Raw genomic sequence first — 26,604 nt, 5'->3', positions numbered from 1 at the left:
TCCGTGAGCTATCTCACGTTTGAGTGGGGGGAATTGAGCACAAGCGTGGTCTTCTCGATCAAGTGCGCCAGTTTTCCGCCAATGCCGGGCCCAGCTGGTCCAGATAGGCCACGGTGAGCTCGCGAAGATCGTCCAGGCCGCCCTCGCCGCGCTCTCCCCAGGCCCGGGTGGTGACGCGCATCACCCCGCCGAACGCGGCCACCAGGACGTGCGGCCGGGGGTCGGTGTGCGGATCCAGCCCCTCGCGCCGCGCGATCTCCAGGGCCAGCCCCTCCTCCACCTCCGACAGCGACCGCAGCCGCGCCGCCAGCAGCTGGGGCGTCGACTCGATCAGCCCGTACGTGCGCATGTGCAGCTCCAGCGGCACGACCGCCTCGATGACGCCGCGCGCGCCGTCCCACGTGTCGAGGACGGCTTCGCGCAGGGCGGGCAGCGGGGCCTCGGCGGCGGGCCGCGAGCGCAGCGCGCCCAGGAAGAGGGCGTCGACGGCGCTCTGCATCGCCAGCGCGACCTCCTCCTTGTTCGCGAAGTAACGGAAGAAGGTGCGCTGGGAGACCTCCGCGGCCTCGGCGATCTCGTCGACGGTGGTGCGCTCGTAACCCTTGCGGGAGAACAGCTCCAGGGCGGACCGGATCAGGGTGTCCCGCGTGCGCCGCTTCTTGCGCTCGCGCAGCCCGGACGGGGCCGCCGGGCGGGCCGCCGCACCCTCGATCGCCTGCATGGACTTTTCTCCTCCGCCACGTTTGTGCTGCTCAGGATAGCGATCCGGCGATATGGCAGACACCCGCTCATGGCGCGTGCAGCCAATTGGCAGGCACTGACATAATTCTCGGCATGACGTCTCAGACCGCTGTCGCCGAGGCGCAGCCGGACCTCGGTTCCCCCAAGGGGCTCCGCGGCCACCCCTGGCTGACCCTCGTTACCGTGGCGATAGGCGTGATGATGGTCGCGCTCGACGGCACGATCGTCGCCGTCGCGAATCCCGTGATCCGGGATGACCTCCACGCCTCGCTCGCCGATGTCCAGTGGATAACCAACAGCTACCTCCTCGCCCTCGCGGTCGCGCTCATCACCGCGGGCAAGCTGGGTGACCGGTTCGGTCACCGGCTGACCTTCCTCATAGGTACCACCGGCTTCGCCGTCGCCTCCGGAGCCATCGCGCTCTCCGGCAGCGTGTCGGCCGTCGTCGTCTTCCGGGTCCTCCAGGGCCTGTGCGGCGCGCTGCTGATGCCGGCCGCGCTCGGCCTGCTGCGCGCCACCTTCCCGGCCGGGAAGCTCAACATGGCCGTCGGCATCTGGGGCATGGTGATCGGCGCCTCCACCGCCGGCGGCCCCATCCTCGGCGGCGTCCTCGTCGAACACGTCAACTGGCAGTCGGTGTTCTTCATCAACGTGCCCGTCGGCGTCATCGCGCTCGTCCTCGGCCTCGTCATCCTCCGGGACCACCGGGCCGCCCACGCCCCGCGCTCCTTCGACCTCCCCGGCATCGTCCTGCTCTCGGCCGGGATGTTCTGCCTCGTCTGGGCGCTGATCAAGGCCCGCGACTGGGGCTGGGGCGACGCGAAGACCCTGCTGTTCCTCGCGGGCGCGGTCCTCGCCCTCGCCCTCTTCGCCTTCTGGGAGGCCAGGGCCCGCGAACCGCTGCTGCCGCTGCGGCTCTTCCGCTCCGTGCCGCTGACCGCCGGCACCGTCCTGATGCTGCTGATGGCCTTCGCCTTCATCGGCGGCCTGTTCTTCGTCACCTTCTACTTGCAGAACGTGCACGGCATGAGCCCGGTCGACTCGGGCCTGCACCTGCTGCCGCTCACCGGCATGATGATCGTCGGCTCGCCCGCCGCGGGCGCGCTCATCACCCGCGTGGGGCCGCGGATCCCGCTGGTCGTGGGCATGCTGCTGACCACCGTCGCCTGCTTCGGCATGGCCCGCCTCGAACCCGGCTCCGGCACGGGCGTGATGTCGGTGTGGTTCGCCCTCTTCGGCCTCGGCCTCGCCCCGGTCATGGTCGGTGCCACCGAAGTCATCGTCGGCAACGCCCCGCTGGAGCACGCCGGCGTCGCGGGCGGCCTCCAGCAGGCCGCCATGCAGGTGGGCGGCTCGCTCGGAACGGCCGTCCTCGGCGCCGTCATGGCCGCCCGCGTCGACGACACCCTGCCCGGCAAGTGGGCGGAGACGGGGCTGCCCGCCGGGACGCCGCAGCAGGCGGCCGGGGCGGCGGACGCCGTCGCGGTCGGCGTGGCCCCGGTGCCGCCCGGGGCGCCGCCGGAGCTGGCGGAGAAGATCACGGACATCGCGCATGACACTTTCGTGTCAGGGATGAGCCTGTCCTTCACCGTCGCGGGCGTCGTCGCGGCCTGCGCCGCCGTGGTGGCGCTGTTCACCAAGCGCGGATCGAACCCCGAGGCGGCCGCCGGCGCGGCCCACCTCTGACCCGGACGCGCGCCTTCCCCTATCAGGGCCCCGCACCGCGGGGCCCTCTTGGCAGCGTCCGTCACTCCCGTCAGGATGCGGTGTGCAACGCCATCGACACAGGGAGTGATGCTCATGCGTAGGATCCGCACCGTCGCCGCCGCCGTGGCCGCGTCCGCCGCGCTGGCCCTGCTCTGCGCGCCCACGGCCGGTGCGGCGGCCGCGGCGGGCAAGGGGCGGCTCGGCCCCTGCGCCGCCGGGCAGCTGTGCCTGTGGACGAAGACCGACTTCCACGGGACGCGCAGCACGAGCGAGCTCGCGGACATCGGCATCGAGGACTGCGTGACCTTACCGGCGGGCGGCAGCGCGACGTCCCTCGCCAACCGCACGGGGCGCCCTGTTACTGCGTATCAGAGCGCTACGTGCGGGGAGACGGGTGAGTTCACCACGTACCCGTCGGGGACGTGGGCTCCGGAGATCCCGTATGTCGTACGGGCGTACAAAGTGTGGGAGCACTGAGCGCCGGGTCCGCAGCCGGCCAGAAATCCAAACACCACGGCGCCCCCCGGGCCGGCGATGCCGGCCCGGGGGGCGCCGTGAGGGATGAAGCGGGTGACCGCCGAGCGCGAGCGACTACGCGTCGCCGCCCGCGGCGCCCGGGTCGGCCGCCGTGACGTCCAGCAGCTGGTAGCGGTCCACCGCCTGCTTCAGCACGGAGCGGTCGACCTTCCCCTGCTTGGCGAGCTCGGTGAGCACGGCCAGGACGATCGACTGGGCGTCGATGTGGAAGAAGCGACGGGCCGCGCCACGCGTGTCGGCGAAGCCGAAGCCGTCCGCGCCCAGCGACTGGTACGCACCCGGCACCCAGCGCGAGATCTGGTCCGGCACGGCACGCATCCAGTCCGAGACGGCCACGAAGGGACCCTCGGCGCCCTGGAGCTTCTGCGTCACGTACGGAACGCGGAGCTCCTCCTCCGGGTGCAGGAGGTTGTGCTCCTCGGCCTCGACGGCGTCCTTGCGGAGCTCGTTCCAGGAGGTGGCCGACCAGACGTCCGCCTTGACGTCCCACTCCTCGGCGAGGATCTTCTGGGCCTCGATGGCCCACGGCACCGCCACGCCGGAGGCGAGGATCTGGGCCGGGATCGAGCCCTTCTCACCCTGCGCGAAGCGGTACAGACCCTTGAGGATGCCCTCGGCGTCCACGTCCGCCGGCTCGGCCGGGTGCTGGATCGGCTCGTTGTAGACGGTCAGGTAGTAGAAGACGTTCTCGGCGTTCTCGCCGTACATCCTCCGCAGACCGTCCTTGACGATGTGCGCCATCTCGAAGCCGAACGCGGGGTCGTAGGAGACGACGCCCGGGTTGGTCGACGCCAGCAGCTGCGAGTGGCCGTCAGCGTGCTGGAGGCCCTCACCGGTCAGCGTGGTGCGACCCGCGGTGGCGCCGAGCACGAAGCCGCGCGACAGCTGGTCGGCCATCTGCCAGAACTGGTCGCCCGTGCGCTGGAAGCCGAACATCGAGTAGAAGACGTAGACCGGGATCAGCGGCTCGCCGTGCGTCGCGTAGGCGGAGCCCGCCGCGATCAGCGAGGCCGTGCAGCCCGCCTCGGAGATGCCGTCGTGCAGCATCTGGCCGGTCGGCGACTCCTTGTACGCGAGCAGCAGCTCGCGGTCCACGGACTCGTACTGCTGGCCGAGCGGGTTGTAGATCTTGGCCGACGGGAAGAACGCGTCCATACCGAAGGTGCGGTACTCGTCGGGGGCGATCAGCACGAAGCGCTTGCCGATCTCCTTGTCCCGCATGAGGTCCTTCAGGATGCGGACGAACGCCATGGTGGTGGCGATCGACTGCTGGCCCGAGCCCTTCTTGGCGGTCGCATAGGCCTTGTCGTCCGGCAGGGCCAGCGGCTTCGACCGGTCGACACGCGTCGGCACGTAACCGCCGAGCGCGTTGCGGCGGTCGTGCATGTACTGGATCTCCTCCGAGTCGCGACCCGGGTGGTAGTACGGCGGCAGGCCGGACTCCAGCTCCTTGTCGGCGATCGGGATGTGGAGACGGTCGCGGAAGCGCTTGAGGTCCTCGACCGTGAGCTTCTTCATCTGGTGGGTCGCGTTGCGGCCCTCGAAGTTCGGACCCAGGGTCCAGCCCTTGACGGTCTGCGCCAGGATCACGGTCGGCTGGCCCTTGTGCGCCTTGGCCGCCGCGTACGCCGCGAAGATCTTCTTGTGGTCGTGACCGCCACGGCCCAAGTGCAGGATCTGGTCGTCGGTCATGCCCTCGACCATCTTGCGGAGACGGTGGTCGTCGCCGAAGAAGTGGTCACGGATGTACGCACCGGTCTCGGTGGCGTACGTCTGGAACTGGCCGTCCGGGGTGCTGTTGAGCTTGTTGACCAGGACGCCGTCCCGGTCCTGCGCCAGCAGCGGGTCCCAGGAGCGGTCCCACACCAGCTTGATCACGTTCCAGCCGGCGCCGCGGAACTGCGACTCCAGCTCCTGCATGACCTTGCCGTTGCCGCGCACCGGGCCGTCGAGACGCTGCAGGTTGCAGTTGACGACGAAGGTCAGGTTGTCCAGACCCTCACGGGCGGCGATGGACAGCTGGCCGAGCGACTCCGGCTCGTCCATCTCGCCGTCGCCCAGGAACGCCCAGACGTGCGACTTGGAGGTGTCGGCGATGCCGCGCGCCTCCATGTAGCGGTTCATGCGGGCCTGGTAGATCGCGCCGAGGGGGCCGAGGCCCATCGAGACGGTCGGGAACTCCCAGAAGTCCGGCATCAGCCGCGGGTGCGGGTAGCTGGACAGGCCGTAGGGGGCCTTGGACTTCTCCTGGCGGAACGAGTCCAGGTGCTGCTCGGAGAGCCGGTCCAGGAGGAACGCGCGGGCGTAGATGCCCGGCGAGGCGTGGCCCTGGAAGAAGATCTGGTCGCCGCCGTCGCCCTCGTCCTTGCCGCGGAAGAAGTGGTTGAAGCCCACGTCGTACAGCGAGGCGGAGGAGGCGAAGGTGGCGATGTGGCCGCCGACGCCGATGCCCGGGCGCTGCGCCCGGGAGACCATCACCGCTGCGTTCCAGCGGGTCGCGTTCAGGACCTTGCGCTCGATCTCCTCGTTGCCGGGGAAGAACGGCTCGTCCTTGGTCGCGATGGTGTTGACGTAGTCCGTGCTGCGCATCTCGGGCACGGCGACGCGCTTCTCGCGAGCCCGCTCGATCAGGCGAAGCATGAGGTAGCGGGCACGTTCCCGGCCTCGCTCATCGACGGCTGCGTCGAGCGAGTCGAGCCACTCCTGGGTCTCTTCGGGATCGAAGTCCGGGACCTGGCTGGGAAGGCCGCCAATGATGATCGGGTTGCGATCGGATCCGGAAGCCACGCTGTTCCTTCGCTGTTCGGTCGTGGTCGTGCTCTGCACGCGATGTTGCTGCGCACGCGGTCAAATATGGGGCTGCTTATCTGGCGCCGGCTCCCATCGTGGACCGCGGCGGCGGAAACGTCATCTCTACTGGGCGGTAACCACCACGGGTGAGACGAAGCAGCGTTTGTTGGTCGCCCGGGGCGGCCAAATCGCAACCTTACGCCCCCAAAGGGGGTTCCCCGTGTACGGCTGTTCGGGGTCGCTGCGGGGAATCACATGGAGTAACTTCGCAAATGGGGCAAAGTTCTGTGTTGTGAATCACTCGCCCCTCGTGTTGCAGGGTTGGAGTTGCCACAGGACGTCCGCGTCCGTCAACGTTTCGGCGGTCTCGATGGCCGGGTACTTGCGCGATCCGTCCGTCACGTGTGGACTACGCCCATCGTTTCGCGTACGCGCGAGCCGAGTGCAACGTCTCGAAGGATGACAGGAGGAAATCCGTGAGCGCGACCGCGGACCACGCGGAGGAGCGGACCAATCCGGCCGGAAGGCTGGGTTTCGAGCCCGGACAGGTGGTCCAGGAGATCGGCTACGACGACGACGTCGATCATGATCTCCGTGAAGGTATTGAGTCCCTCATCGGCCAGGACCTCGTCGACGAGGAATATGACGACGTGGCCGACGTCGTCCTGCTGTGGTTCCGGGATGAGGACGGAGACCTCACGGACGCGCTGGTGGACGCCATCGGCCTGCTTGAGGACGGCGGCAACATCTGGCTGCTGACGCCCAAGACCGGCCGCGACGGCTACATCGAGCCGAGCGACATCCAGGACGCATCGCAGACCGCCGGTCTCTCCCAGACCAAGAGCATCAGCGTGGCGAAGGACTGGAGCGGCACCCGGCTGGCCGCACCCAAGCGCTAGCCCAGGGCAGGCGCCCCGACACCCGCACCGAGCCCCCCGGCAGCACGCTGCCCGGGGGGCTCCGTGCGTCCCCCGGCACCCGCAGTGACACACTGGCGGCCTACCCGCCGGTGGCCGGGGCCGGGCACGGCTCCGGGGCCGGCCCCGCCGAGAGAAGGATTTCGAACATGGCGATCGAGGTCGGCACCAAGGCTCCGGACTTCGAGCTGAAGAACCAGCACGGCGAGACCGTCCGGCTCTCCGACTTCCGTGGTGAGAAGAACGTCGTCCTGCTCTTCTACCCCTTCGCCTTCACCGGCGTGTGCACCGGCGAGCTGTGCGCCCTGCGCGACGAGCTGCCGAAGTTCGTCAACGACGACGTGCAGCTGCTGGCCGTCTCCAACGACGCCCCGTTCTCCCTGCGCGTCTTCGCCGAGCAGGAGGGCCTCACCTACCCGCTGCTCTCCGACTTCTGGCCGCACGGCAACGTCAGCCGTGAATACGGCGTCTTCGACGAGGAGAAGGGCTGCGCCGTGCGCGGCACCTTCATCATCGACAAGGAAGGCGTCGTGCGCTGGACGGTCGTCAACGGCCTGCCCGACGCGCGCGACCTGGACGAGTACACCAAGGCGCTCGCCGCGCTCTGAGCCGGCCGCGCCGAGAACCATGCCATCGGCGGGAACCGGTCACTAGGATCCAGACGTTGACCGGTTGCCATCGCACAACCGGGGGCGCAGGTGAGAGGCGAGGCCTCCGCGCCCCCCTCGAAACCTATGGAGGACTCGTGGGAGTCAGTCTCAGCAAGGGCGGCAACGTCTCGCTGACCAAGGCGGCCCCGAACCTGACCGCGGTCATCGTCGGTCTCGGCTGGGACGCCCGTACCACCACCGGTACGGACTTCGACCTGGACGCCAGCGCGCTGCTGACGAACGACCAGGGCAAGGTCGCCAACGACCAGAACTTCGTCTTCTTCAACAACCTCAAGAGCCCCGACGGCTCCGTCGAGCACCAGGGTGACAACCTCACCGGTGAGGGCGAGGGCGACGACGAGGTCATCAAGGTCAACCTGGCCGGTGTGCCCGCCGACGTCGCCAAGATCGTGTTCCCGGTCTCGATCTACGAGGCCGAGTCGCGCCAGCAGAGCTTCGGCCAGGTCCGCAACGCCTACATCCGCGTCGTGAACCAGGCCGACAACACCGAGCTGGCCCGCTACGACCTCAGCGAGGACGCCTCGACCGAGACCGCCATGGTCTTCGGCGAGCTCTACCGCCACGGCGCCGAGTGGAAGTTCCGCGCCATCGGCCAGGGCTACGCCTCGGGCCTGCGCGGTATCGCCCAGGACTTCGGCGTCAACGTCTGACCAGGACAGGCCGCCCGCGTCCGGCGCCGCACCCCCTCCCGGGAGTGCGGCGCCGGACGCGCACCGGCGCCCCGCAGCAAGTCCCGGGCGCCGGATCTCGACTCGGGGAGGAAACAAGATCATGGGCGTCACGCTCGCCAAGGGAGGCAATGTCTCCCTCTCCAAGGCCGCACCCAACCTCACCAATGTGACCGTCGGTCTCGGCTGGGACGCGCGCTCCACCACCGGAGCCCCCTTCGACCTCGACGCCAGCGCCCTGCTGTGCGCCACGGGCCGTGTGCTCGGCGACGAGTACTTCGTCTTCTACAACAACCTCAAGAGCCCCGAGGGCTCCGTCGAACACACCGGCGACAATCTCACCGGTGAGGGCGACGGCGACGACGAGACGATCCTGGTCGACCTGACCCAGGTCCCCGCCGCCTGCGACAAGATCGTCTTCCCGGTGAGCATCCACGACGCCGACGTCCGCGGCCAGAGCTTCGGCCAGGTCAGCAACGCCTACATCCGCGTCGTCAACCAGGCCGACGGATCCGAGCTCGCCCGCTACGACCTCAGCGAGGACGCCTCCAGCGAAACCGCGATGATCTTCGGCGAGGTCTACCGCTACGGGGGCGAGTGGAAGTTCCGGGCGGTAGGCCAGGGGTACGCATCAGGTCTGCGCGGCATCGCCCTAGACTTCGGGGTCAACGTTTCGTAAAGCCGCGCACGGCGCGGGGGAAACCCCATAACGAAGGATTGGGTAGCCAGTGCTCCTGAAAACCTTTGGTTGGTCGTTCGCCATCACGGCGGCCGGACTGGCCCTGGCCGGTGTCCTCTGGGGGTGGCAGGGGCTCGCGATCGTCGCGATACTGTCCGTCCTCGAGATCTCGCTCTCGTTCGACAACGCGGTCATCAACGCCGGAATCCTCCGGAAGATGAACCCGTTCTGGCAGAAGATGTTCCTGACCGTGGGCATCCTCATCGCCGTCTTCGGCATGAGGCTCGTCTTCCCGGTCGTCATCGTCGCCATCACGGCGAAGCTGGGTCCGATCGAGGCGGTCAGGGTCGCGATTCAGGACCACGACCGCTACGAAGCCCTCGTCACCAGCGCCCACCCGGCCATCGCCGCCTTCGGCGGCATGTTCCTGCTGATGATCTTCCTGGACTTCATCTTCGAGGACCGGGACATCAAGTGGCTCGCCTGGCTGGAGAAGCCGCTCGCCAAGCTCGGCAAGCTGGACACCCTCTCCGTCGTCGTCTCCCTGGTCGTCCTCGTCATCGCCGCCACCACCTTCGCCACCGCCGTGCCGGTGCACGACGGTGAGGGCACGATCGACAAGGCCACCACGGTCCTGCTCGCCGGAATCGGCGGTCTGATCACGTATCTGATCGTCGGCGGCGTCTCCGAGTTCTTCGAGAACCGCCTCGAAGAGGCGGAAGAGGACGAAGAGGGCGAGGCCGGGATGGAGGACGCGGCGCCCGCCGCCGCGAAGAAGGGCACCGGCTCGGTCGTCGGCCTCGCCGGCAAGGCCGCGTTCTTCATGTTCCTCTACCTGGAGGTCATCGACGCGTCCTTCTCCTTCGACGGTGTCATCGGCGCCTTCGCCATCACCAACGACATCTTCGTGATGGCCCTCGGTCTGGGCATCGGCGCCATGTACATCCGTTCCCTGACGGTCTTCCTCGTCCGCAAGGGGACCCTGGACGACTACGTCTATCTGGAGCACGGCGCGCACTACGCGATCGGCGCCCTCGCCGTCATCCTGCTGATCACCATCAAGTACGAGATCCCCGAGGTCGTCACCGGCCTCATCGGCGTGGTCCTCATCGGGCTCTCGTTCATGTCCTCGGTGGTGCGCAACCGCAAGGAGGCGGCGGACGGGGACGGCTCCGGCAGCAAGGCGGAGGTCACTTCCGGGGTGTGACCCTGGCACATTTGAGGAACGCTCTCAGCGGGGCGGTCGTGAGGCTCACCTCACGGCCGCCCCGCGGCAGTTGAGCGGGAAAGTGTGCCGGAAAGCGGGAAAAGGGTGGGGGGTTCGTCGGTCATGGCGGTCTGGGACAGGTTCTTCAGCAATTGGGGGCGCGCGGCCGCGCAGCAGCTCGACTTCGGCGGGGTCAACGGCGCCGTCGAGCTCACCAAGCGCCATCCCTCGTTCTCCCTCACCAAACAGGGGGCGGTCACCGGAAACCTGCGCGTCAACCTCTCCTGGCGGATGCGCACCTCGGACTTCGGCGACAGGGCCGGGCTCAGCCAGGGGCTGCGGCACCCGATGCGGAAATTCCGGCCCGAGATGGTGCAGGCGCAGGGCCCGGCCATGGTCAACGTCGACCTCGACCTCGCCTGTCTGTACGAGCTCCAGGACGGCTCCAAAGGCGTGGTGCAGCCCCTCGGCAACATACTGGGCAGCATCAACTCCCCGCCGTACGTCCAGCTGAGCGGTGACGACCGCTTCGGGTCCGGATCGGGTGAGACGATCTACATCAACATGGACCACCGCGCCGACTTCAAACGGCTGCTGATCTTCGTCTACATCTATGACGGCACCCCGGCGTTCGACCGTACGCACGCCATGGTGACGCTCTACCCCGGCAACGGGCCCCGGATCGAGATCGCGCTCGCGGAGCGCGCGCCGGAGGCGCGGTCGTGCGCGGTGGTGATGCTGGAGAACATCAAGGGCGAGATCGTGCTGCGGCGCGAGATGCGGTACGTGTACGGGTTCCAGGCGGAGCTGGACCGGTTGTACGGGTGGGGGTTGCAGTGGGGGAGGGGGTACAAGACGAAGGTGTGAGGGGCTGATCCTTCGCGGGGTGGCGGCCCACCTATGCGGCCCACCTGTATGTGGGCGGGCACGCAAAGTTTTTAGCCGTCCGGGGGCACCTCCCAGCGTTAGCTGGGGGAGGTTGAGGACCGGGGTCCGGGGCGGAGCCCCGGGTCGGTGCGGCGGGCGGCGGTGCGCTGCTATCGCGTCGGCAGGAACTGCGGCCCCTGCGGCGGCAGCCGGAACGACGGATCCGGCCCCGGCCGGTACTGCGGATACCCGTAGGCGGGCGCGCCCGTGGGCGCGGGCTGATGCGGGTATCCGTACGCGGGCTGCGGCTGCGGCACTGCCGGCGGCACCGTGGGCGGTGCGGGCGGCGGCGGGGGGTACCCGTACCCCGGCTGCGGCTGCGGCTGTGCCGCCGACGCGGGCTCGGGTACCGGCTCCGGCTCCGGCGCCGGCGTCGGCACCGGCGCCTGGGCAGGCGCCTCGTCCGCGCCCCCGGTGCCCTCGGACTCCTCCACCGAGATGCCGAACTCCGTGGCCAGCCCGACCAGCCCCGACGCGTAGCCCTGCCCCAGTGCCCGGAACTTCCAGCCCTCCCCGCGGCGGTAGAGCTCGCCGCAGATCATCGCGGTCTCCGAGCCGGTCTCCGGCTGGACCTCGAACAGCGCGATCGGCTCGCCGCTCTGCCCCGCGGGGACCGCCGCGGCGTCGTAGAGCAGCACGCACAGGTCCTGCACCCGGCCGAAGTCGCCCCCGTCCGCGGACGCGGCCAGCACGACGCGGTGCACGGACGGCTCCAGCCCGCCCAGCTCGGTCTCGATGGCGTCGGTCAAGCCCTCGACCAGCCGCTTCTTCGGCAGGTGGCGGACCGCGCCGGAAGGGTGCCGGGGCTGGTTGTAGAAGACGAAGTCCTCGTCCGAGCGGACGCGGCCGTTCTCGCCGACGAGGAGGGCGGAGGCATCCACGTCCGGGACGCCCGGGCCGGGGGTCCAGCGCAGTACGGCCCGCACGGTGCGGGCGTCCAGCGGGATGTTCGACCCCTTCTGCATGGCGTGCGTCATGCCCGCAATCCTGCCCTCCCACGGCTCCGGGGGACAACGCAGGGGTCGGCGACGGTGCCGACGATCACGAAACCGGCACATCGCGTACCCGCGGACTCCCCGCTCCGCCATCTCGAAGACCCATACGGGGTCCCAGATTTTCATGCACTTGGGGAACTCTTGACCCGTCGCCGGACGTACGATAATCGGCCACCCTCGCGCCTGGACGAGCCTGCGCGCGGGTGTGGCGACGGGGAGAGTAATGAGGCATTTCGAACACCTTGCACCCTCGGTGCGGAATGGGCTGTTCCACCAGGAGCCGGTCGCCTTCGACGCCGGTTCCGCGGCCCGTACGCTCTCCGTCGCCCTCGGCGCCACGCTCTACGCTCCCGCGACCCGGCCGTCCCTGGCGGCGGACGTCGTCAAACAGGCCGAGCGGGGCGTGGTCTCCATGGTGCTGTGCCTGGAGGACTCCATAGGCGATCACGATGTGGTTGCCGCCGAGGAGAATCTCGTCCGGCAGTTCGCCGTGCTGAGCGGTGCCGGTGGGCGGGTGCCGCTGCTCTTCATCCGCGTGCGGCAGCCCGCGCAGATCACCGATCTCGTGCGGCGGCTCGGGCCGTCCGTCCGGCTGCTCTCCGGATTCGTCCTGCCGAAATTCACCGAGGACCGGGGCGTGCCGTTCCTGGAGGCGCTCACCCAGGCCGAAGCGGAGTGCGGGCAGCGGCTGTTCGCCATGCCCGTCCTCGAATCGCCCGAGCTGCTGCACCTGGAGACGCGGCGCGAGACCCTCGCCGGGATCTCCCGCACGGTGGACAAGTACCGCGAGCGGGTGCTCGCGCTGCGGCTCGGCGTCACCGACTTCTGCTCCGCGTACGGGCTGCGCAGAGCGCCCGACATGACCGCGTACGACGTACAGCTCGTCGCGTCCGTGATCGCTGATGTGGTGAACGTGCTCGGGCGGGCCGACGGGAGCGGGTTCACCGTCACCGGGCCGGTGTGGGAGTACTTCCGGCAGCACGAGCGGATGTTCAAGCCGCAGCTGCGGCGCACGCCGTTCGCCGGGCCCGCGGAGGAGCTGCGCACCGCGCTCATCGAGCACGACATGGACGGGCTCCTGCGCGAGATCCAGCTCGACCGGGCGAACGGGCTCCAGGGCAAGACGTGCATCCATCCCTCGCACGTCGCCCCTGTCCACGCCCTGTCCGTCGTCAGCCACGAGGAGTTCAGCGACGCGCAGGACATCCTGCGGCCGGAGCGGGACGGCGGCGGAGTGCTGCGGTCCGCCTACACGAACAAGATGAACGAAGTGAAGCCGCACCGGGCCTGGGCCCAGCGGATCATGCTGCGCGCCGAGGTGTTCGGCGTCGCGCGGGAGGACGTGAGCTTTGTGGAGCTGCTGGCGGCGAGTGTGCGGGCGGGCGTGTGAGCGGGGTGTGGTCGGGACGGTGGGTTGCGGAGCGGCTGGGGATCGGTCTGGAGGGTGACGCCGACTTGACGTCGCTTCTGGGGCTCGCGCTGCGGCGGAATCCCAAGCGGGCGCATCTGCTCGTCTCGAACGTGCTGGGCAAGCACGTTCCGGCGTCTCCGGCGGTCGTGTACGAGGCCGGTGCCGGGCTCGGGCGCCGGGTTCGCGAGCTGCTCGGCGACGCGGAGGCGGCGCGGGCCGTCGTCCTGGGGTACGCGGAGACGGCCACGGGGCTGGGACACGCGGTGGCGGACGGGGTGGGGCTCGCGCCGTACCTGCACTCCACGCGGCGGGCCGTGGCGGGGGTCGCGGCGGTCGGGGGCTTCGAGGAGGAGCACAGCCACGCGACGTCGCACCTGCTGCTGCCGGAGGACCCGGGGTTCTTCGCGGGGGACGGGCCGCTGGTGCTGGTGGACGACGAGTTCTCTACGGGTCGGACGGTGCTGAACACGATCGCGGCGCTGCACGCGGGGTTCCCGCGGGAGCGGTACGTGGTGGTGGCGCTGGTGGACATGCGGTCGGGGGAGGACCGGGAGCGGCTGGAGCGGTTCGCGGAGGAGCTGGGGGCGCGGGTGGATCTCGTGGCGCTGGCTTCGGGGGCGGTGCGGCTGCCGTCGGGGGTGCTGGAGCGGGGGCAGGAGCTGGTTGCGGAGTGGGAGCGGCGTGCTGCGGCTCCGCTGCCGGGTGCCGGTGCGTCTCGGGGCCGGGGGCGGGGGCTCCGGGGTGGGGGTCCGGGGCCGTATATTTACGGGCCCGTTGCCGCGGATGCCGAGGGTGCCCCGGTATTGGGCCCACAAATACACGTCAGCGCCCCGGACCCCCACCCCTGCGCCCCCGCCCCCTCCCGCCAGACCGACGTGCGGGCCTCCCGCGTAGACCTCCAGTGGCCGGCCGGTTTGCCTGACGGCGGCCGGCACGGCTTCACCCCCGAGCACCGGGCGAGACTGGAGGCGGCGCTCCCTGGTATTGCCAGAAGGGTTGTGGGCAGCTGTTCCGCTAGGGCGATGGGGGTCCCCCCTGCTCGAGCGAAGTCGAGAGCTTGGGGGAGGGTGGGCACAACCCGGCCGGCGGACGACAATGGCGATGCACACCCGCGGCGCGTCCTCGTCCTCGGTACCGAGGAGCTGATGTACGCACCCCTGCGCCTCGCCGCAGCGCTGGACGAGGCCATGGACGGCGTCGACGTCCGTTTCTCCACGACCACCCGGTCCCCCGTCCTCCCCGTGGACGACCCGGGCTACGCGATCCGGTCGCGCATCACCTTCCCCGCCCACGACAACCCCGCGGACGGCCCGGGCGACCGCTACGCGTACAACGTCGCCGGCGCCGGCTTCGACACGATCGTCGTCGTCGTCGATTCCCACGGCGACACCGCCGAACTGCACGCCCCCGGGGGCCTGCTCGACGCGGTCGCCCCGCACGCGGAGCACGTCGTGCTCGCCGTGATTCCCTCCTACGCACCTGAGAGCCCCATGCCCGAGCCCCTCCGCGGTCCCGCCTTCTCCTCCTACGACGCCGAGGACGTCGGCTGGCTGCTTCAGGACCTGTCGGGCGTCGAGCTGGAGGCGCCCACCGAGGAGCGCGAGGAGGCGATCCAGAGCGGCGGCGCGCACTACGCCGAGTCGCTGCCCGTCGAGTACCAGCCCAGCGAGCGGTACCAGGCCCTCTACGAGGCCGCCCTCGGCGCCTCCTCGGGCCGGATCGCGCGGGCTGTGGGCGCCGTCACCGAGACCGTGCTCGCCGAGCGGTCCCCCCGGCCCGTCCTCGTCTCGCTGGCCCGGGCCGGGACGCCCGTGGGCGTGCTGATGCGCCGCTGGGCCCGGTACGCGCACGGGCTGGACCTGCCGCACTACGCCGTCTCCATCGTCCGCGGCCGCGGCATCGACCCCGTCGCCCTGCGCTGGCTCGCCGCGCACCACGACCCGGCGGACGTCGTCTTCGTGGACGGCTGGACCGGCAAGGGCGCCATCACCCGCGAACTGGCCGCGGCGCTGGAGGACTTCCCCGGCTTCGACCCGCGCATCGCCGTGCTCGCCGACCCCGGGCACTGCGTGGAGACCTACGGCACCCGGGACGACTTCCTCATCCCGTCCGCCTGTCTCAACTCCACCGTCTCCGGGCTCGTCTCCCGGACCGTGCTGCGGGCCGACCTGGTCGGGCCGGACGACTTCCACGGCGCCAAGTTCTACCGCGAGCTGACCGGCGCCGACGTGTCCCGCGCCTTCATCGACGCCGTCACCGCCCGCTTCGGCGAGGTGGCGGCGGACGTGCGGCGCGACGCCAAGGAGCTCGCCGGCGCCGACCGCACGCCCACGTGGGCCGGCTGGGACGCCGTCGAGCGGATCAGCGAGGAGTACGGCATCCACGACGTCAACCTCGTCAAGCCGGGCGTGGGCGAGACCACCCGCGTGCTGCTGCGCCGCGTCCCCTGGAAGATCCTGGCCCAGCGCGGGGCCGGAGCGGACCTGGACCACGTACGCCTGCTGGCCGAGCAGCGCGGGGTGCCCGTCGAGGACGTGGACGGCCTGCCGTACAGCTGCGTCGGCCTCATCCACCCCCGCTACACGCGCGGCGCCACCGGCGCCGACGGCAAGGCGGTCGCGAAGTGACCCTCCTCGTCGCCAGCGACCTCGACCGCACGCTCATCTACTCCGCCGCGGCGCTCGGCCTCGCCGGGCCCGACGCGCAGGCCCCGCGGCTGCTGTGCGTCGAGGTCTACGACCGCAAGCCGCTCTCGTACATGACCGAGGCGGCCGCCGCCACGTACGCCGCGCTGGCCGCCGCCGTGCCCGTCGTGCCGACGACGACCCGGACGCGCGAGCAGTACGGGCGGATACGGCTGCCCGGCCCCCCGCCCGCGTACGCGATCTGCGCCAACGGCGGTGAGCTCCTCGTGCACGGCGAGTCCGACCGTTCCTGGCGGGCCGCCGTGGAGCGGCGGATCGCCGCCGGGTGCGCGCCGCTCGCCGAGGTGCGCGAGCACCTCGTACGGGCCTCCGACCCGGCGTGGCTGCTCAAGGAGCGCACCGCCGAGGACCTCTTCGCCTACCTCGTCGTGGAGCGGGCGAAGCTGCCCGACGGCTGGGTCGCGGAGCTCGCCGAGTGGGCCGGCGCCCGCGGCTGGAGCGTGTCCTTGCAAGGGCGCAAGCTCTACGCCGTGCCGCGCCCGCTCACCAAGAGCGCCGCGGTCGAGGAGGTCGCCCGCCGCGCCGGCGCCTCCGAGGTGCTCGCCGCCGGCGACTCGCTCCTCGACGCCGACCTGCTGCTGGCCGCCGGGCGCGGCTGGCGGCCCGGGCACGGCGAGCTCGCCGACACCGGCTGGTCCGCCCCGCACGTCACGGCCCTGGAGACGCGGGGCGTGGCGGCGGGCGAGGAGATCCTGCGGGCTTTCGCGGACGCGGCGGCGTAGGCTCGGCCGCGCCCTTGCGTACGAGTCGAGGAGGACCCCCGTGGCAGAGTTCAAAGGCACCGCGCTCACCCCCGAGTTGTACGGGTACGTGCTCGCTCACAACCCTCCGCTCGACCCCGTGCAGCGCGGCCTGGTCGAGACCACCCAGCGGGCCCTCCCCGCGCACGCCGTCAAGCAGATCGCCGAGGAACAGGTGCCGCTGATGGCGTTCCTCGTACGGCTGACGGGCGCCCGTCACGTCGTGGAGGTCGGCACGTTCACCGGCCTGTCCGCGCTCGCCATGGCGCAGGCGCTGCCCGAGGGCGGCAGACTCATCGCCCTGGACGTCTCCGAGGAGTGGACGGCCTACGCGCGGCAGGCGTGGGAGCGGGCCGGCGTCGACGGCCGGATCGACCTGCGGATCGCGCCCGCCCTGGACTCCCTGCGGGCCATGCCCGCCGAGCCCCACATCGACCTGGCGTTCCTCGACGCCGACAAGGACAACTACGTCAACTACTGGGAGGAGCTCGTCCCGCGGATGCGCCCGGGCGGGCTGATCGTCGCCGACAACACCCTGATGATGGGCTCGGTCCTCGACCCGGAGAACCACCCCGTGGGCGCCCACGTGCGGGAGTTCAACACGCACGTGGCGGCGGACAAGCGCATGGAGTCGGTGATGCTGACGGTGGCGGACGGCCTGACCCTGGCGCGCCGGGCGGACCGCTAGGCGCAGCAGCCGCCCCCGCAGCAGCCTCCGCCGCCCCCGCCCTGCGGCGCCGGCGCGGCGGAGGAGCCGCCCGTGACGGCGACGGCGGACAGCAGCTTCACCGTGTCCGCATGCCCTTCGGGGCAGGTAGCGGGCGCGGACGACTCGGCCATGGGCCGCGACAGCTCGAAGGTGTCCCCACAGGCACGGCAGCGGTATTCATAACGAGGCATGCGGGCAGCATAGCCAGGCCGTACGGGAGGGGGCGGGGGCGCAGGGGTGGGGGTCCGGGGCGCTGACGTGTATTTGTGGGCCCAATACCGGGGCACCCTTCGCGTCCGCGGCAACGGGCCCGTAAATATACGGCCCCGGACCCCCACCCCGGAGCCCCCGCCCCCGGCCCCGAGACGCACCCGCACCCGCCCACGAACCGCCCCGAAACTCACCCCGCCGCGGAACCCCGCTCCCCCCGAATCTCCTGAACCACCCGGGCCACAGCCCCCCGCACCGCCTCCGTCTCCGTGAGGAAGTGCCACCAGTCCGGATGCCGCCCCTCCAGCCCCGCCACCGCCCGCTCCAGCCGTGACACCGCCGCGTCCAGCGGCCCCGCGTGCCGAGGGTCGGGCGTGCTGCGCCCGGCCATGGCCAGCCGCTGCGCGTCCCGGATCGCGAAGCGCGTCCGCTCGACCTCCTGCTCGTGGTCGAAGGACACCTCGTCCAGCCGCCGCAGCCGGTCCCCCGCGGCGGAGACGGACTCGTCCGTCGTACTCAGCACGGCCCGCACCGTCGACAGCAGGGCCAGCGCGTCCGGCCACCGCTGCTCGTCCCGCGCCCGCCGCGCCTCGGCGAGCTTCTCCTCCGCCTGCGCGACGGCCCGCGACGCTTGCTCCGGCACCTGCTGGAGGTCCTGCCAGCAGGCGGCGCTGTACCGGCGGCGCAGCTCACTCAGGACGGGCTCGACGCCGCTCGCACGGGTCGTCAGGGCCTGCGCCCGCGTCCGCAGGGACACCAGCCGCTTGTCGATCTCCGCGACCTTCGCCGGCAGGGCGTCGGCCTCGGCCCGTACGGCCCCGGCCTCCTGGAGGAGACGCTCGGCGCGCCGGAGCGTGTCGGGGACACCATGCTGCCCGGCGCCCTGGTTGAGCTTGGTGAGCTCGGGAGAGAGCGCCGCGAGCCGCGCGGCGAGGTCGTCGGCGCGCAGGCCCGCCTCCCGTACGGCGTCGAGCGCGACCGTGGCGGCGAGGAGCCCCTGGCGGGCGCGCTCGACGGCGGGCGCGAGCCGGGACAGCTGCTCCTCGGCGGTGTGCAGGAGCGGGCCGAGGCCCTGCCCGAACCGCTCCAGGTCGGCCTTGGCGCGCAGCAGCTCGTCCTTGGCCTTGGTGAGGTCCGTGCGGGCGCGGGCCGCGGCGCCGGCGTCGAGGTCCTCGCGGTCGAGGTCGTGGGAGTCGACGGCGGAGATGTAGGCGTGCGAGACCTCGTCGATGCGCTGCCCGAAGGCCGCGAAGTCGGCGGCGGCCTTGCGGGCGGCGGGGGAGGAGTCGACCGCGGTGATCGTCTCGATGGAGATCCGCAGCTCGCGCTGGGCGGTGTCGAGCTCGTAGAAGGCGGCCGCGGCGGCGTCCTTCGCGGCCTGCGCGTCCGCCCGCCGGCTCTCGTCGCGGCCCCATCCCCAGCGGCGGGTGCCGCCGCCGGCGAAGGCGGCGGGCGCGGCGGCGACGGCCGCGGCGAGCAGGGGGAGCGGCAGGAGGGCGAGGGCGAGTGTGTCCCGGACGGCGGAGGCCGTGCCGCGGGGCCCCGCAGCCCGGAAACGGCGGTGCGCCGGTCGTGCGGACTGTGCGAAGGTCGCCGTCACTTGCCCTCTCCCGATGGATCGCCCCTGGCCGGATGCCATTCTCCCACCCGGTAAGGAGAACACACGGGACGGTTAGTTCACCCCTCAGCTGACCCGTCGGCCCACCCGTCAGCTTGCGAGGCGGATCTTCACCTCGCCGTTCTTGCTGTGGGCGGAGACGACGTGCGCGCTGCTGTCGTCGCGCGGCACGTCCACGCTCACCTTGCCGTTGTTGCTGCGCCCCTCGGCCTTGTACGTGGCGCGGGGCAGGTCGACGGTGATGCTGCCGTTGTCGCTGCCGGCCTCGACCCGGTCCGGCACCCGGCCGAAGGCGAGCCGTACGGCCCCGTTGTCCGTGTCGGCCTTGACCTGGCGGGAGGTGACGCCGGCGGTGGTCACGGTGCCGTTGGAGCTGTGCAGGCCGAGGGAGCCGCTGCTGTCCTCGACGCGGACGGCGCCGTTGCCGGAGCGGATGTCGAGGCCGGTGTCGAAGCCGCGGGCCTTGACCGCGCCGTTGTGGTTCTTGACGGTCACCTTCACGCCGCGCGGCACCTCGATCTTGTGCCGGGCCTCGCAGTCGACGCTCAGCCCGGAGCAGTGCTCCTTGAGCTTGAGCACGGAGCCGTCCAGGTCCCAGGTCACCTTCGCCGTCCCGCCCAGCGCCCACCCGGAGAACCACCGCGTGACCTGCACGTCCTTGACGTCGGCGGGCACCAGTTCCAGCGCCGAGTTGTCGGACTCGACGGTCAGCTCCTTCCCGGCCAGCGCGAACGCCTTGTGCTCCGGCTTCGCGTCGTCCGCGTCGGCGCTCCCGCACCCGGTCAGCACGGCTCCGGCGGCGAGCACCCCGGCCGTGACGATCGAGATGCGGGCTGCGGCGGCGGAACGGGTACGGGGCTTCATCGGGACTCCGGTGGAGAAGATCGGCGAGGTGCGGCGAGGCGCTGCGGACCGCATCAGCGTAGAAGTGGATCAAGGCGGAAGGCGATGAAGCCCGCTACCGGAACGGAGGTGGGGATAACCCCCGCACGAGCGGCCCGGCCCCGCGTTTGCGGGGACCCGGGCAGGTCGATGTAGGCTGTCACCTCATGCCAGGGCGCATAGCTCAGCGGTAGAGCGCTGCTCTTACAAAGCAGATGTCGGCGGTTCGAATCCGTCTGTGCCCACAGGTCAGGAGCCCCGTACCAAGATCGGTACGGGGCTTCTGTGCTGCCGGGCCGGAGCGCGGATCACGGTCCACGGACCACGGGTCACGGATCACGAATGGGGCGGCATTCCGCCGTTTCTGTGGAGCCATGACCGGTACGTCGGGTTCGCGTAGGCCAGCGAGCGGTAGGCGTCGGCCAAGTCGTGGAAGAGGGCGTCGAGTTCCGGGGCGGAGAGCGCGCCCGGGCGGGTGGCCAGGGAGAGTTCGACGGTCAGGGGGTCTCCGTAGAGGGGGCGGAGCACCGTTCCCGGGCCGGCCTCCGCGGTGGGCTGGCAGGCCCGTACCGCCTCGCCGGAGGCGACGAGGTCCGCGGCCGTGGTGGTGTCGCGCACGTGCACCAGGCGCGGGTCGATCCCGGCCGTGGTGAAGGCCCGCTGGAGGGCCGACCACTCGTGGTCGGCCGCCGGGTCCACGATCCAGGCGTCGTCGGCGAGTTCGGCGATCCCCACCACGGGGTGGGCGGCCGCCGGGTGCGTGACGGACAGGGCGACGAACCGCGGCTCCCGGGTCATGAGGACGCGCTGTTCGACGCCCGGCGGGATGAGGAGGGGGAAGCCCTCGGTCTCGTGGACGAAGGCGACGTCGAGCTGGTTGGTGGCCAGCAGTTGCAGCAACGTTCCGGCGGAGACCTCTATGTGGATGGCGACGTCCGTGTCGGGCAGCCGGGCGTGGAGCCGCCGCAGCCAGCCCGTGACCACGCGCCCACCGAGGCTGCCCACCCGCAGCCGGGCCCCGCCCGCACCCGCCGCGGCGTCGCGGGCGGCCGCCATCAGCGCGCTCATCTCGGCGATGATGGGCCGGGCCCGGGAGAGCACGGAGTGCCCCAGCGGCGTGGGGCGGCTGCCGGTCTGGCCGCGGGTGAACAGCAGGCCCCCGACGGCGCCTTCGATGCGGCGGAGCTGCGTGGTGAGCGAGGGCTGGGTCATGCCGAGCTGCAGCGCGGCCTTCCGCACACTTCCCGCATCCGCTATGGCGCAAAGCGCGCGGAGGTGCCTGACCTCGAGCTCCACGGGGGGAGCATAACTGTGCCCCGCAGGTCACACCAGGCACATGGCGGGGCAGGGTAGGTGATTGGCTGGTGTTATGGCCAGTTGGCATCATCCGCACCGCTGATAACTCGTCACAGACTCTCGGGGACCAGCAGTTCACCCGATGGACATCCGTTCGGCGCACCCACCGCCCGGCGCGGATGTCCTCGGCACGAATGGAGTCCCCCACATGAAACGCTCCACGATGGTGCTGTCGGCGGCGATCGGCCTCGGGCTCACGGCGGCCATGACGGCGGTTCCCGCCTCCGCCGCCTCCGCCCCGGCGGCCACCGGTGCGCAGACCGTGCAGTCCTCGTACGCAGGCTCCGCGGCCGAAGAAGCGGGCAACAAGGCCTTCTTCGACGCCGTGATGAAGTCGGCGCAGGCCAAGGCCGCGAAGTCGCCGGGCCTGCGGGCCGTCACGGTCACCTACGACGCCAGCAGAGCGCCCAGCTTCGCCTCCCAGATAGCCGCCAGCGCGCAGATCTGGAACAGCTCCGTGCGCAACGTCCAGCTGCGTGCGGGCAGCAACGCCGACTTCAGCTACTACGAGGGCAACGACTCCCGCGGCTCCTACGCGAGCACCGACGGCCACGGGCGCGGCTACATCTTCCTCGACTACCGGCAGAACCAGCAGTACAACTCCACCCGCGTCACCGCGCACGAGACCGGGCACGTGCTCGGCCTGCCGGACCACTACTCCGGTCCGTGCAGCGAGCTGATGTCCGGCGGCGGCCCCGGCACGTCGTGCCAGAACACCCGCCCCAACAGCGCCGAGAGCAGCCGGGTCAACCAGCTCTGGGCCAACGGCCTGTCGGCCTTCAAGAAGGACGACAAGGGAGTGTTCACCACGGTGCGATGAGCCCTGGAGCTCGTTGAGCCCCGAGGCTCGCTGAGCCCTGAAGCTCACCGAGCAGGATGGTCCTGATCGACCGGCGGCCCGGTTCCCTCGCGGAGCCGGGCCGCCGCCCGTCTCCGTGCCCGCCGGGCCGCGCCGCATACTGGAACCGATGACACACGTGCCCCCTGGCCTCACCTATCCGGAGGCCGGCGCCACCGCGCGGCGCCCGCTGCCGGCCGGCTACCACCACCTCTACGAGGTCGGGTACCTCGGCCGCGGCCGGCCCGTCTTCGAGGCCGCGGCCGAGGCGGTCCTCTCCTGGCGCATGCACCGCGCCGCCGGCATCCGCGTCCCCGCGGGGACCCTCCCGGCCGCCCCCGGCGTCACCGTGGACGTCTCCCTCGGCCTCGGCCCGCTGCGCGCCTCCGGGACCTGCGCGGTGGTCTGGACCGTACGGGAGGAGCGCCGCGCGGGCTTCGCCTACGGCACGCTGCCGGGCCATCCGGAGTGCGGGGAGGAGTCCTTCGTCGTCACCCTCGACGGGGCGGAGGACGTACGGCTGGCCGTGACGGCGTTCAGCCGCCCGGCGCGCTGGTACACCAGGGCCGCCGGGCCGCTGGTGCCGGCCTTCCAGCGGAGGTACGCGCGGTACTGCGCGCGCGTGCTGCGGACGGAAGCGGCCCGCCGGGCGCAGTAGCGGGGACGGGGCTTTGGTCCGTACCAAGGGTCGGGCGGGTGCGGTGGCCTTCGCTCATCGTTCACCGACCGGACGTACGGTCGTTACGGTAACGGCCGCTACGGAGGATGCGGGTGAGCGGCGCCCGGGAGGCCGTCGCAGGACCGGCGGGTGCCGGCCCGGTGCTACGCCTCCCGCGGCCGCTTCACGACGTACGCCGCACCCGCCCCCGCCGCGAACAGGGCGAAGAAGGAGACGGCCGTGCCGATCCAGCCGGCGCCGAGCCACTGGCCGCCGAAGTAGCCCAGGCTCACGCTGTACGCGGCCCAGGTCAGGCCGGCCAGGGCGGACCAGGGGAGGAATTCGGCCACCCGGCGGTGCATCACGCCCGCGCCGAGGCTGACCACCGAGCGGCCGGCGGGCGCGAAGCGGGCGACGACCACCAGGGGGCCGCCGCCGCGCAGCAGCGCCGTGCCGAGCTTCTCCTGGGCGGCGGTCAGCCGCCGCGAGCGGGCGATGGCCCGGTCGAAGCGGTCGCCGCCGCGCCAGGCGAGCCGGTAGGCGACCATGTCGCCGAGGACGGACGCGGTCGCGGCGCACATGACCAGCGCGAGCATCTGCGGGAAGCCGGCGTGGCCGCGGGCGGCGTCACCGACCGCGTCGGCCGCGGTGCCCGCGGCGGCGGTCGCCGCGGTGATCACGAGGACCCCGCTGGGGAGCACGGGGAGGAAGACGTCCAGGAGTACGGAGATGCTGACGATCACGTAGATCCATGGGGTGTCGGCCAACGCCCCCAACTGCTCCAGCACGTCCTGATCTCCCGGTACGGTCCCCCGCCGCGACGTCGCAGGGGAGCGGCAGGGGCGGCCTTCACAACCGCACAGCGTACGCCTGGGGCGCGTGTGACATGTGCGTGGGGGTGGTGAAAATGGCGCAGATCACCCGTGGCGGAAACGGATCAGCTGTGGCAGGGGATCACGCTAGGCGGGAGTTGATCACTCGCGGTGGGCGGAGGCCGCCGACGGCGGACGAAGGCCACCGGCGGCGGCCGCGGACCGCCCGGCGCGGATCACTTGCGGCGGGAGAAGAGCCGGTCGAGGGAGAGCGCGCCCGGGCCCGTGAAGACGAGCAGCAGGAAGGCCCACGAGAACATCGCGGACGACTCGCCGCCGTTCTGGATCGGCCACAGCGCCATGCTCTGGTGCACGTCGAAGTACGCGTACGCCATGGAGCCGGAGGCGATGAAGGCCGCGCTGCGGGTACCCGCCCCGAGCAGCACGAGCACGCCGGCGACGAGCTGGATCACGGCCGCGTACCAGCCCGGCCAGGTGCCGGCCGCGATGGTGCCGCCGTTGCTGCCGGCCGCGCCGCCGAGCACGCCGAAGAGGGAGGCGGCGCCGTGGCAGGCGAAGAGCAGGCCGACCACGACCCGGAAGACGGACAGGGCGTACGGGCGGACCGCGTCCAGGCGCTCCGTGAGGGAGGGGGCCTGGGCGGCGCCGGCTCTCGCGGGGGCCGCGGGGGAGGCGGTGGCGGTGGGCGTGGGGGGCATGACGGGGCTCCTCGTATCGGGGACAGGACGACGAAGTGCCCCAAGGTTAGGTACCCCTTATCGATACTTGCAAGTTCAAGAACCGATGGGCCGACTTTGTCACACGCCTGCAATACGGGAATGCGGCCGGGCGGGCTGCGGGATGCGGGAACGCGACGGGGCGGGCCGGATGTGTGCTCCGGCCCGCCCTGGTCGCTCTGGCCCCGCTGTTCAGCCCTGCTGCTCAGTCGTGCTGCTCAGCCTTGCTGCTCAGCTCGACTGTTCAGCCCCGCTGTCCAGCTCTGCCGCGTCAGCAGCCGTTCAGGACGGCCGTCAGCTTCTCCTTCTCCGCGGAGTCGGTGGTCAGCTTGTAGTAGTGCTTGACCGTGACCCACATGCGCGCGTACGTGCACGCGTAGGAGTTCAGCGGCGGCATCCACTGCGCCGGGTCCTTGTCGCCCTTCGCCTGGTTGACGCGGTCGGTCACGGCGATCAGCTGCGGCCGGGTGAGGTCGTTGGCGAAGGCCTGGCGCTGCGCGGTGGTCCAGGTGTTGGCGCCCGAGCGCCAGGCCTGGGCCAGCGGCACTATGTGGTCGATGTCGATGTCCTGGGCGTCGTGCCAGGTCGCGCCGTCGTACGGGGAGACCCAGGTGCCGGAGACCGCGGCACACTTGGCGTCCTGCTGGACGTTCTCGCCGTCGCGCTTGAGGACGACCTCGCGGGTGTTGCACTGCCCCTGCTGGTTGCTCCAGTGGGGGAACTTCGCGCGGCTGTAGCCGTCCATGGAGCCCTCGGGGGCGACCTTCAGCTCCGCGAGGTAGCCGCGCACGGTGGCGGCGTCCGGCGGGGTGGGCGGGGCGGCGTGGGCCGTGCCGCCGCCCAGGACGAGCGAGCCGACGAGGGCCGCGAGGCCGCTCGCCGCGGCGGTGCGACGCGCGTAGAGGCGGCGCGCGGTCGGGCGGGTGCGCATGGCGGGCATGGGAACTCCCTGTTGAGTGGGGGGTCTTCGGCCGTCGGGAACGGCCAGGATCGCGGCGTCCGGTTTCCGGGGGGTGGTCGCCAGGTAACAGGGTGACGACGCGGCCATGACAAAGGCAAGAGTCAATTCGCGTGACGTTGAACCCGATCGGCGCAGCGTGCCGCCCATTTCCTGACACGCCGCCATGCGACCGCCGGTAACCGGCCGTTCGGCGCCCCTAGGGTGGGCCGCGTGCTCGCCGCCGCAGTGCTGCTGCCCGTCGGCACCACCCTCGCCGTGGTGCTCGCCGTCCTCCTCACCGCCGCCGTGGCGATCGCCGCGGCCGCCCGCCTCGCCGACGCGCGCGGCCGCGGCTGGGCGCGCCCCGTCGCGGTCGCCGGGGTGCGCGCCGCCGCCCAACTCGCCGCGGTATCGGCGCTGATCGGCTGGGTGGTGCGGGCCCTGCCGCTGCTGCTGTGCTTCGTCGCCCTGATGTTCGCCGTGGCCGTACGGACCGCCGGGCGCCGGATCACCGGCAACCGCACGTGGTGGTGGGCGGCCCTGCCCATCGGCGCGGCCGTGCTGCCGGTCCTCGTGCTGTTGCTGCTCACCGGCCTCGTACCGCTCGACGGCATCGCGCTCATCCCCGTCGCGGGCATCCTCATCGGCGGCGGCCTGACCGCGACGGTCCTGGCGGGCCGGCGCGCCCTGGACGAGCTCCACACGCGCCACGGCGAGGTGGAGGCGGGCCTGGCGCTCGGCCTGCTCGACCGCGACGCCCGCCTGGAGATCGCCCGCCCGGCCGCGTCCGACGCCCTCCTGCCGGGGCTGGACCAGACCCGCACGGTGGGGCTCGTCACACTTCCCGGGGCGTTCGTCGGCATGCTGCTGGGCGGGGCGTCACCGCTGCCCGCCGCCGCGGTGCAGCTGTTCGTGCTGGTCGCGCTGATGGCGGTGCAGGTGGTGGCGGTCGCGGTGGTGCTGGAGCTCGTGGCGCGCGGGTGGCTGCACCGGGCGGACGGCGGCGGGGGAGGGATGCGGGGGGCGGGGCGGCGGCGGAGGGGGTGAGCGGCGGGCGTCGCGTACCCTGGGGGGAGCAGAAGGGGAGTAGCTCTTCGCCGGACCCGTCGACATACTGCCGAGCTCGCCTCGGCCGGCGCCCGGAGGCCG

The 26,604-nt window shown here is 71.6% G+C and carries 25 protein-coding genes and 1 tRNA gene; 16 read left to right on the top strand and 10 right to left on the bottom strand.

All coding sequences use genetic code 11. From position 1 onward, the window contains the following. Positions 1 to 58: 58 nt before the first annotated feature. Positions 59 to 721 (bottom strand): TetR/AcrR family transcriptional regulator, encoded by a 663-nt coding sequence (locus PS271_RS07530; protein WP_398381211.1) that lies wholly within the window; start codon positions 719 to 721, stop codon positions 59 to 61. Positions 722 to 834: 113 nt separating this feature from the next. On the opposite strand from PS271_RS07530, the gene PS271_RS07525 reads away from it, so the two are divergent. Next, positions 835 to 2,427, top strand: coding sequence for an MFS transporter (locus tag PS271_RS07525; RefSeq protein WP_398381210.1), 1,593 nt, complete (start codon positions 835 to 837; stop codon positions 2,425 to 2,427). Between the two features lie 114 nt (positions 2,428 to 2,541). Next, entirely contained in the window at positions 2,542 to 2,925 is a 384-nt protein-coding gene (locus tag PS271_RS07520) for a peptidase inhibitor family I36 protein (RefSeq protein WP_398381209.1), read from the top strand. 114 nt (positions 2,926 to 3,039) lie between these two features. Here PS271_RS07520 and aceE read toward each other — a convergent pair whose 3' ends face one another. Continuing rightward, on the bottom strand, positions 3,040 to 5,772 hold the full coding sequence (aceE, locus tag PS271_RS07515; protein WP_398381208.1) for a pyruvate dehydrogenase (acetyl-transferring), homodimeric type: 2,733 nt from the start codon (positions 5,770 to 5,772) through the stop codon (positions 3,040 to 3,042). Between the two features lie 479 nt (positions 5,773 to 6,251). On the opposite strand from aceE, the gene PS271_RS07510 reads away from it, so the two are divergent. The 6 genes from PS271_RS07510 to PS271_RS07485 all read left to right on the top strand — a co-directional run bounded on the left by PS271_RS07510 (position 6,252) and on the right by PS271_RS07485 (position 10,784). Further along, the gene (locus PS271_RS07510; protein ID WP_398381207.1) at positions 6,252 to 6,674 is read left to right on the top strand and encodes a DUF3052 domain-containing protein; all 423 of its coding nucleotides are present in this window, start codon (positions 6,252 to 6,254) and stop codon (positions 6,672 to 6,674) included. A 167-nt stretch (positions 6,675 to 6,841) separates the two neighbouring features. Next, a complete protein-coding gene (locus tag PS271_RS07505) occupies positions 6,842 to 7,300 on the top strand; it encodes a peroxiredoxin (protein ID WP_120754446.1) in 459 nt (152 codons plus the stop codon). Positions 7,301 to 7,437: 137 nt separating this feature from the next. Further along, a complete protein-coding gene (locus PS271_RS07500; protein WP_030369882.1) occupies positions 7,438 to 8,013 on the top strand; it encodes a TerD family protein in 576 nt (191 codons plus the stop codon). Between the two features lie 121 nt (positions 8,014 to 8,134). Then, on the top strand, positions 8,135 to 8,710 hold the full coding sequence (locus PS271_RS07495) for a TerD family protein (RefSeq protein WP_235490417.1): 576 nt from the start codon (positions 8,135 to 8,137) through the stop codon (positions 8,708 to 8,710). A gap of 49 nt (positions 8,711 to 8,759) precedes the next feature. After that, a complete protein-coding gene (locus tag PS271_RS07490) occupies positions 8,760 to 9,917 on the top strand; it encodes a DUF475 domain-containing protein (protein ID WP_398381206.1) in 1,158 nt (385 codons plus the stop codon). 123 nt (positions 9,918 to 10,040) lie between these two features. After that, positions 10,041 to 10,784 carry a TerD family protein gene (locus tag PS271_RS07485; RefSeq protein ID WP_398381205.1) on the top strand — a complete coding sequence of 248 codons (744 nt, stop codon included), beginning with the start codon at positions 10,041 to 10,043 and terminating at the stop codon, positions 10,782 to 10,784. Between the two features lie 170 nt (positions 10,785 to 10,954). Here the strand turns inward: PS271_RS07485 and PS271_RS07480 are convergent, their stop codons facing one another. Beyond that, complete coding sequence (locus PS271_RS07480; RefSeq protein ID WP_398381203.1) at positions 10,955 to 11,821, bottom strand: TerD family protein; 867 nt, start codon at positions 11,819 to 11,821, stop codon at positions 10,955 to 10,957. A gap of 241 nt (positions 11,822 to 12,062) precedes the next feature. Between PS271_RS07480 and PS271_RS07475 the strand changes: the two genes are divergently transcribed. The 4 genes from PS271_RS07475 to PS271_RS07460 are packed head-to-tail and all read left to right on the top strand — an operon-like array spanning position 12,063 to position 17,383. Next, on the top strand, positions 12,063 to 13,229 hold the full coding sequence (locus PS271_RS07475) for an HpcH/HpaI aldolase/citrate lyase family protein (protein WP_398381201.1): 1,167 nt from the start codon (positions 12,063 to 12,065) through the stop codon (positions 13,227 to 13,229). A 5-nt stretch (positions 13,230 to 13,234) separates the two neighbouring features. Continuing rightward, complete coding sequence (locus tag PS271_RS07470) at positions 13,235 to 15,877, top strand: phosphoribosyltransferase (RefSeq protein WP_398386727.1); 2,643 nt, start codon at positions 13,235 to 13,237, stop codon at positions 15,875 to 15,877. Continuing rightward, positions 15,874 to 16,677, top strand: coding sequence for an HAD family hydrolase (locus tag PS271_RS07465; protein WP_398381199.1), 804 nt, complete (start codon positions 15,874 to 15,876; stop codon positions 16,675 to 16,677). The genes PS271_RS07470 and PS271_RS07465 overlap by 4 nt, the downstream gene beginning before the upstream one ends. A gap of 40 nt (positions 16,678 to 16,717) precedes the next feature. Next, a complete protein-coding gene (locus PS271_RS07460) occupies positions 16,718 to 17,383 on the top strand; it encodes an O-methyltransferase (protein ID WP_398381197.1) in 666 nt (221 codons plus the stop codon). Here PS271_RS07460 and PS271_RS07455 read toward each other — a convergent pair. The 3 genes from PS271_RS07455 to PS271_RS07445 form a co-directional block, all read right to left on the bottom strand. Beyond that, on the bottom strand, positions 17,380 to 17,595 hold the full coding sequence (locus PS271_RS07455; protein WP_398381195.1) for an FmdB family zinc ribbon protein: 216 nt from the start codon (positions 17,593 to 17,595) through the stop codon (positions 17,380 to 17,382). The genes PS271_RS07460 and PS271_RS07455 overlap by 4 nt on opposite strands. Positions 17,596 to 17,804: 209 nt before the next feature. Next, positions 17,805 to 19,214, bottom strand: a complete 1,410-nt coding sequence (locus tag PS271_RS07450) for a hypothetical protein (protein WP_398381193.1) — start codon at positions 19,212 to 19,214, stop codon at positions 17,805 to 17,807. 108 nt (positions 19,215 to 19,322) lie between these two features. Further along, positions 19,323 to 20,096, bottom strand: coding sequence for a DUF4097 family beta strand repeat-containing protein (locus tag PS271_RS07445; RefSeq protein WP_398381192.1), 774 nt, complete (start codon positions 20,094 to 20,096; stop codon positions 19,323 to 19,325). A 191-nt stretch (positions 20,097 to 20,287) separates the two neighbouring features. On the opposite strand from PS271_RS07445, the gene PS271_RS07440 reads away from it, so the two are divergent. Further along, positions 20,288 to 20,359, top strand: a tRNA-Val gene (locus PS271_RS07440). Positions 20,360 to 20,450: 91 nt separating this feature from the next. Here the strand turns inward: PS271_RS07440 and PS271_RS07435 are convergent. Then, positions 20,451 to 21,410, bottom strand: coding sequence for a LysR family transcriptional regulator (locus PS271_RS07435; protein WP_398381190.1), 960 nt, complete (start codon positions 21,408 to 21,410; stop codon positions 20,451 to 20,453). A gap of 208 nt (positions 21,411 to 21,618) precedes the next feature. Here PS271_RS07435 and snpA point away from each other — a divergent pair, with 208 nt between their 5' ends. Continuing rightward, the gene (gene snpA / locus PS271_RS07430; RefSeq protein ID WP_398381188.1) at positions 21,619 to 22,290 is read left to right on the top strand and encodes a snapalysin; all 672 of its coding nucleotides are present in this window, start codon (positions 21,619 to 21,621) and stop codon (positions 22,288 to 22,290) included. Positions 22,291 to 22,438: 148 nt separating this feature from the next. Next, a complete protein-coding gene (locus tag PS271_RS07425) occupies positions 22,439 to 22,966 on the top strand; it encodes a DUF1990 domain-containing protein (RefSeq protein ID WP_398381186.1) in 528 nt (175 codons plus the stop codon). A gap of 164 nt (positions 22,967 to 23,130) precedes the next feature. Here PS271_RS07425 and PS271_RS07420 read toward each other — a convergent pair whose 3' ends face one another. The 3 genes from PS271_RS07420 to PS271_RS07410 all read right to left on the bottom strand — a co-directional run bounded on the left by PS271_RS07420 (position 23,131) and on the right by PS271_RS07410 (position 25,455). Further along, positions 23,131 to 23,754, bottom strand: a complete 624-nt coding sequence (locus PS271_RS07420; RefSeq protein WP_356285528.1) for a DedA family protein — start codon at positions 23,752 to 23,754, stop codon at positions 23,131 to 23,133. A 260-nt stretch (positions 23,755 to 24,014) separates the two neighbouring features. Continuing rightward, positions 24,015 to 24,497: a DoxX family protein gene (locus PS271_RS07415; protein ID WP_398381184.1), complete on the bottom strand. Its 483-nt coding sequence runs from the start codon at positions 24,495 to 24,497 to the stop codon at positions 24,015 to 24,017. Positions 24,498 to 24,786: 289 nt separating this feature from the next. After that, on the bottom strand, positions 24,787 to 25,455 hold the full coding sequence (locus PS271_RS07410; RefSeq protein ID WP_398381182.1) for an HNH endonuclease family protein: 669 nt from the start codon (positions 25,453 to 25,455) through the stop codon (positions 24,787 to 24,789). A gap of 246 nt (positions 25,456 to 25,701) precedes the next feature. Between PS271_RS07410 and PS271_RS07405 the strand changes: the two genes are divergently transcribed. Further along, on the top strand, positions 25,702 to 26,502 hold the full coding sequence (locus PS271_RS07405) for an ABC transporter permease (protein ID WP_398386725.1): 801 nt from the start codon (positions 25,702 to 25,704) through the stop codon (positions 26,500 to 26,502). Positions 26,503 to 26,604: the final 102 nt, after the last annotated feature.

This window comes from Streptomyces sp. SCA2-17, from assembly GCF_044336695.1.
Note: the sequence above shows the minus strand (reverse complement) of the source record. Positions and strands in the feature narration are given on the sequence as shown.